The organism is uncultured Wocania sp., from assembly GCF_964021735.1.
Taxonomy (GTDB): domain Bacteria; phylum Bacteroidota; class Bacteroidia; order Flavobacteriales; family Flavobacteriaceae; genus Wocania_A.
On the sequence record NZ_CAXIBN010000274.1, the window covers coordinates 1 to 2,434 of the forward strand.

Sequence of the window (2,434 nt, forward strand, 5' to 3'; positions counted from 1 at the left end):
AAAACACGATCGTAATCTTCGCTTTTGCCATTAAATAAATGCTTGATAAACGCTATTTTATCGTTTAGCCCAATGTTGAATCCACCAGTTTTTAATTTATCGTTTAGAGACTTTTTTTCGCTGCCGTTTTGCGATTTAGAAATTGGCTCGAAAACGGGCATATCTTCAAAACCAGAAGTAATGGTTTCTAAATCGTTTTTATGCTGTTTTTGTTTTGGAATGGCTTCTTCAAAAACCGAATCGACTTGCAAGGTTTCTTGTGGCATTTGTGCCACCATATCTTTAATGGTTTCCATTAAAGGCTCTGTAATAGCGTCATCTTCAACATCATCAAGATTAATATATACTTTGTCTTCAACCTCAATATTGTCGCTTACTTTGTTATTAAAGGCGACGTCTAACATACCAAAAAAAGAGGAATCATTCCCAATAGATGGAATATCGTCCTCAAAATTTTCGTGAGCAAACTTTAGTACCGACAGTTTTTCGTAAAGTGCAGAGGCTTCTGCATGCATTTTTATTACGTCTTCTTTTCCTTTTAATTTAAGAATTCTATGTGCTATACTAATGAGTTCCGACTCTAACTTCTTCTTCATTATTTATATTTTTAAAATTATTGCTATTTAGGCTTTTGATTTTTAATAAATTTGCGCCACCTTTATACAAACGAAAAATTCCTTTGTTTTAGTGTTAAAATTACGAAATGTTTCTTGAAAATACAGTAAATCATAAAGAACAATTTGGTTGGATTGAAGTTATTTGTGGCTCCATGTTTTCTGGAAAAACCGAAGAACTCATCCGAAGGCTTAAACGCGCACAATTTGCAAGACAAAAAGTTGAGATTTTTAAACCTGCAATTGATGTGCGCTATGATGAAGATATGGTAGTTTCTCATGATGCTAACGAAATTCGCTCTACACCTGTTCCTGCTGCCGCTAATATCCCTATTTTAGCTGATGGTTGCGATGTTGTTGGTATTGATGAAGCTCAATTTTTTGATGATGAAATAGTACGTGTTTGTAACGATTTAGCTAATAAAGGTGTTCGTGTAATAGTAGCTGGATTAGATATGGATTTTAAAGGAAACCCCTTTGGCCCCATGCCAAACCTTATGGCAACTGCCGAATATGTAACCAAAGTGCACGCTGTTTGTACTCGAACTGGTAATTTAGCTCAATACAGTTATCGTAAAGCCAAAAGCGATGACATTGTACTTTTAGGTGAAGTTGATGAGTATGAGCCTTTAAGTAGAGCTGCTTATTATAAAGCTATGATGCGTGATAAAGTTCGTAGTATGAAAGTTAACGACGCCGAAGAAGTTATTTCTAAACCAAATAAATCAAATGCCTAAAGCGCAAGAAACGGTACTTGAAATTGATTTAAAAGCACTTAAACACAACTTTGAGTATTTAAAATCTAAACTTAATAATAACACCAAATTTTTAGCAGTTGTTAAAGCTTTCGGGTATGGGAGTGATGCTTGCGAAATAGCAAAATATTTGCAAAATCTTAATGTTGATTATTTTGCAGTAGCTTATGTGAACGAAGGTGTTGCACTACGAAATGCAGGCATTACAAAACCTATTTTAGTTTTGCATCCGCAAACTATAAATTTTAAAACTTTAATAGAATATTGTTTAGAACCTAGCTTATATAACGCAAAGGTTTTAAATGAATTTATTACTATCGCTTCCGCGGAAAAACAAAACAATTATCCCATTCATATTAAATTCAACACAGGTTTAAATCGATTAGGGTTTTGGGAAAATGATGTAGATTATATTATTTCAAAACTAAAAAATACTGATGCTGTAAAAGTTAAATCTATGTTCTCACATCTAGCTGCAAGCGAAGATTTGAATGAAAAGGCATTCACATTAAATCAAATAAAAAGTTTTAATAAAACATCAAAAAATATGATTGATGCATTGGGGTATTCACCAATGCTGCATTTATGTAATACTTCGGGCGTGTTAAATTACCCTGAAGCACATTTCGATATGATTAGAAGTGGTATAGGACTATATGGTTTTGGAAATTCTGAAAAAGAGAATAAAAATCTAAAACCTATTGCAACTCTTAAAACTATTATTTCTCAAATTCATCTTATAGAGAAAGGCGAATCTGTAGGTTATAATCGTGCTTTTAAAAGTGATGGTTTTTTAAAAACAGCAACACTCCCTATTGGGCATGCCGATGGTATTGGAAGACAGTACGGTAATGGCAATGGTTTTGTAACAATAAATGGACAAAAAGCTGAAATTATTGGTAATGTTTGTATGGATATGATTATGATAAACATTACAAATATTGATTGCAGAGAAGGTGATGAGGTTATTATTTTTGATGCCAATTATACGGCTGAGGACTTTGCTGAAACCGTAAATACTATTTCTTACGAGTTAATAACAGGCATTTCTCAACGTGTAAAACG

3 protein-coding genes are annotated in these 2,434 nt (G+C 33.1%); 2 read left to right on the forward strand and 1 reads right to left on the reverse strand.

The genetic code is table 11. From position 1 onward, the window contains the following. Positions 1 to 596, reverse strand: a 596-nt coding sequence (locus tag AADI82_RS14880; protein WP_341217198.1) for a hypothetical protein, incomplete at its 3' end; no start/stop codon positions are given. Between the two features lie 107 nt (positions 597 to 703). Here AADI82_RS14880 and AADI82_RS14885 point away from each other — a divergent pair. Beyond that, positions 704 to 1,351 carry a thymidine kinase gene (locus tag AADI82_RS14885; protein ID WP_341217199.1) on the forward strand — a complete coding sequence of 216 codons (648 nt, stop codon included), beginning with the start codon at positions 704 to 706 and terminating at the stop codon, positions 1,349 to 1,351. Continuing rightward, positions 1,344 to 2,434 (forward strand): alanine racemase (alr, locus tag AADI82_RS14890; RefSeq protein WP_341217200.1); only part of this gene is annotated, 1,091 nt, incomplete at its 3' end. The genes AADI82_RS14885 and alr, both read left to right, overlap by 8 nt.